The sequence below is a fragment of the Mesorhizobium sp. M7A.F.Ca.MR.362.00.0.0 genome (assembly GCF_004023175.1).
Lineage (GTDB): Bacteria > Pseudomonadota > Alphaproteobacteria > Rhizobiales > Rhizobiaceae > Mesorhizobium.
This window is the reverse complement of sequence record NZ_RZTF01000069.1, coordinates 13055-16023: the sequence shown is the minus strand read 5'-3', so window position 1 is coordinate 16023 and position 2969 is coordinate 13055. Positions and strand designations below refer to the sequence as shown.

6 protein-coding genes are annotated in these 2969 nt (G+C 59.1%); all 6 read left to right on the top strand.

The genetic code is table 11. The features are described from left to right. Window positions 1-39: 39 nt before the first annotated feature. The 6 genes from EOC06_RS12040 to EOC06_RS12015 all read left to right on the top strand — a co-directional run bounded on the left by EOC06_RS12040 (window position 40) and on the right by EOC06_RS12015 (window position 2947). Window positions 40-357, top strand: coding sequence for an HNH endonuclease (locus EOC06_RS12040; protein ID WP_128307847.1), 318 nt, complete (start codon window positions 40-42; stop codon window positions 355-357). 35 nt (window positions 358-392) lie between these two features. Continuing rightward, complete coding sequence (locus tag EOC06_RS12035) at window positions 393-677, top strand: hypothetical protein (protein ID WP_128307846.1); 285 nt, start codon at window positions 393-395, stop codon at window positions 675-677. A 190-nt stretch (window positions 678-867) separates the two neighbouring features. Further along, window positions 868-1584 carry a hypothetical protein gene (locus EOC06_RS12030; protein WP_128307845.1) on the top strand — a complete coding sequence of 239 codons (717 nt, stop codon included), beginning with the start codon at window positions 868-870 and terminating at the stop codon, window positions 1582-1584. Window positions 1585-1620: 36 nt separating this feature from the next. Next, complete coding sequence (locus tag EOC06_RS12025) at window positions 1621-2163, top strand: DUF1643 domain-containing protein (RefSeq protein ID WP_245469508.1); 543 nt, start codon at window positions 1621-1623, stop codon at window positions 2161-2163. Then, the gene (locus tag EOC06_RS12020; RefSeq protein WP_128307844.1) at window positions 2160-2681 is read left to right on the top strand and encodes a hypothetical protein; all 522 of its coding nucleotides are present in this window, start codon (window positions 2160-2162) and stop codon (window positions 2679-2681) included. Before EOC06_RS12025 ends, EOC06_RS12020 begins: the two co-directional genes overlap by 4 nt. Continuing rightward, the gene (locus tag EOC06_RS12015; RefSeq protein ID WP_128307843.1) at window positions 2678-2947 is read left to right on the top strand and encodes a hypothetical protein; all 270 of its coding nucleotides are present in this window, start codon (window positions 2678-2680) and stop codon (window positions 2945-2947) included. Before EOC06_RS12020 ends, EOC06_RS12015 begins: the two co-directional genes overlap by 4 nt. Window positions 2948-2969 lie beyond the last annotated feature (22 nt).

Sequence of the window (2969 nt, the reverse complement as noted above, 5' to 3'; positions counted from 1 at the left end):
GTTAGCGCGTGAGCTCGGGCGACCGTGGGGTGCGCGCTGATGGCCCGCAAATCCTTCAACCGCAAAGATCGAGCTCGCATCTTCAATGCGTCCCTTGGCGTGTGCCATCTGTGCCAGGGCAAGATTGGCGTTGCCGAGGCGTGGGAGATCGAACACGTCATCCCCTATGCCCTAACGCATGACGATAGCGACGACAATCTGCGGCCAGCGCACGTCAAGTGCCATCGCATCAAGACCGACGCCGATGTGACCGCGATTGCCAAGGTCTACCGCATTGCAGCGAAGCACGATGGATCTTGGCCGAAGTCGCGTTCCAAGATGCCCTCCCGGCCGTTTTCGAAATCGAGAACCGCATGACCTCCGCCATCCCATATCTTGAGGAACCGAGAGCTATGAATGAAGCACCGAAGACAGATGGTGGCGCAGCCTTTGCAGCCATGGGTGTTGGCCCTGCCGGCGACATCTATCACGAACACGGCATGAGCCTTCGCGATTGGTTCGCAGGTCAGGCGCTGGACAGCGGCGTTTGCCGGACCAGCGTCCCTGAGTATGACCTAACCAAATATTTCGGCCCGGCCCGAACAGACATCAGCCGGACAGAAATCATCGCGGCCGAAGCTTACGCCATAGCCGACGCCATGCTTGCTCGCCGCGCTACCGGAGGCTCTCTGCCATGAACAGGGTAGACCGCGATTGGATTGATTGGACGGGTGGTGAGTGCCCCGTTCATGCTGGGCTTACGGTCGAGTACAAGATGAGGGACGGCGGCGAGTCGAAGTCGTTCGCCGATGACCTTGACTGGAGACACTTTCCAGATTCGCCGTCAATATGCGGTGGCGACATCGTAGCATACCGCGTGGTGAAGTCATGAGCACGCTTGACGAAACCGCGCTGCTGGCAGCCTTCAGGGTCAACCACCACCCTGATGCCGAACCGTCATCGGTCGAACTGAACAGTCTTCGCAAATCAGTCGTCGCCTATCTAGCCTCCCTCAGCACCCCTATAGCAGCGGGGAGCGGAGAGGCGATCACCAAAGCCGCGCGCGAGTTGCTGGCAGAATGTGACGCCCGCGACACTGACCCTGTCTTTGACGAGAGCGTGACGCGCGGTATTCGCCTTCTCTGCAATGCCGCTCCCTCCCCCGGTCGTATTGGGGAAGAGACGGAGGAAGCCCGCGAAGTCGCTTGGCTGGTTGAGCGCAAGGGGCTCGATGGGGCCGCACAACCACATTGGTATGCCGAGAATGAGGACGATAGTTGGCACTGGTGGACGCAAACCGCGACAGAGGCCAAACAGTTTGGCTCCAAAGCTGAAGCCGAGGGATTTCCCGCCTATCGGATGATCGCCAGCGACCCCACGATCAGCATTACCGAACACGTCTTCCTCCGCGCCTCTCTATCCAGGAAGACAGCCGGGGAGGCGGAGCCTGTGGCCTGGCGCGTTGTTACGAACAACACTGCATGGTCGTTCTACCGCACGCGCGAAGAGGCAGAGCAAGGCGCTTACAACCGATTGACCTACGTGAAGGGCTGCACAAAAGCGGCGGTTGAGCCTCTATACCTGCACGAAAATCTGGCGTCATAACTATAGTTATGTTACTGTTTTTCAAAGGAAAAAGCAATGGCTGACATGTTCGCTCTAAAGAGTTCTGCGGTCTTTTCCGAATGCGGCCTGTTTCGCCATCGGCTTGACCGCGAGGTACAGGCCACCGGATTGGTTATCCTGTACAGCGGTATCAACGGTTCGACCGCTGGCGTAAGCGAGGAGGACCAAACCACGATGAAGTGGCGCGGCTTCACCCTTCGCAACAACGGCCGAAAGTACATCGCCGTTAATCCGTTCGGCAAGACCGCGACCGACCCACGGGAACTCGCCAAGGTGGCTGATCCAGTCGGCCCGGACAACGCGCGGCATGTCGCCGAGGCTATTGCAGAAGCTGATATCCTTGTCCCGTGCTGGGGCAACAGCAGCAAGGTTCCGCCGCGCCTACGCCACCACTTGGACGCGATGCGCGACCTTTTCTTCGCATCCGGCAAGCCAGTCAAGGTGTTCGGCTTCACGAAGTCGGGCGATCCGAAGCACCCACTTATGCTTGGCTACGACACGCCGCTTGTCGATTGGTTCACTGCTGAAACCGACCATCTTCGGAGGTCCGCAGCATGACCCCCACATCCCCACCCGCTACCAAGGGCGTGACAGACGAAATGGCGCAACGTATTCTGGGTGCGCTGGAGGATTTCCGCGACAAGGAACCGGAAGAAAACGAGTCGTGGGAAAGCTGGCATTTCGCGGCGTTTGATTTGGCAGTCGCGAAGGTCAAGTCGATCCTCGCTTCCCTATCGCTTCCCCCTCCAGGGGAGGGAGAGGCGATCCGAGACCAGACAATATCGGATTGCGCGCTGGCTGTTTGGAAAGAACTAAGCGAAACGCCGGCCTATGCCGACGCAATGCATTTGGCAGAAAGAGCCGTCCGTGCGCTCCGCGTCTCCCCCGCAGCGCCAGAACTGGCGGTGAAGGACGGCTGGGTGCTGGTGCCGAAAGAGCCGACAGCGGAGATGATTGCGGCCGTAAATCGTGAGTTCGGTTTCAGCGATGGCGTGATGTCTTCGGCATGCTATGCCGCGCCGCGCATCTATCGCGCCATGCTCACCGCTTCTCCCCAGCAAGGAGAGAAGGCATGAAGCTGACAGAGGCGCAGCGGCAAGTTTTGGTCGCTATGGCGGATGGCCATACCATGGCCTTTTCGCGCGATGGTGACGACGCGTGGTTGATGCCGCGTCACGATACGGGGTTTCTGTCAGATGAGCAAACTATTGGCTTGCGCGAGGCGGGCTACATCAAAGAGGTCAAGCATCCCCGCTACGATGAAGGCGAGGAATGGGAATTCCACCAGACCGTCATCACCGAAGATGGCCGTCTCGCCCTCTCTTCCGTGAGGGAACCATGAAGCGCCACCCCATCATCTAAAG

Coding starts and splice junctions, on each gene's coding strand:
- EOC06_RS12040 (WP_128307847.1), top strand. CDS start 40: ATGGCCCGCAAATCCTTCAACCGCAAAGATCGAGCTCGCATCTTCAAT.
- EOC06_RS12035 (WP_128307846.1), top strand. CDS start 393: ATGAATGAAGCACCGAAGACAGATGGTGGCGCAGCCTTTGCAGCCATG.
- EOC06_RS12030 (WP_128307845.1), top strand. CDS start 868: ATGAGCACGCTTGACGAAACCGCGCTGCTGGCAGCCTTCAGGGTCAAC.
- EOC06_RS12025 (WP_245469508.1), top strand. CDS start 1,621: ATGGCTGACATGTTCGCTCTAAAGAGTTCTGCGGTCTTTTCCGAATGC.
- EOC06_RS12020 (WP_128307844.1), top strand. CDS start 2,160: ATGACCCCCACATCCCCACCCGCTACCAAGGGCGTGACAGACGAAATG.
- EOC06_RS12015 (WP_128307843.1), top strand. CDS start 2,678: ATGAAGCTGACAGAGGCGCAGCGGCAAGTTTTGGTCGCTATGGCGGAT.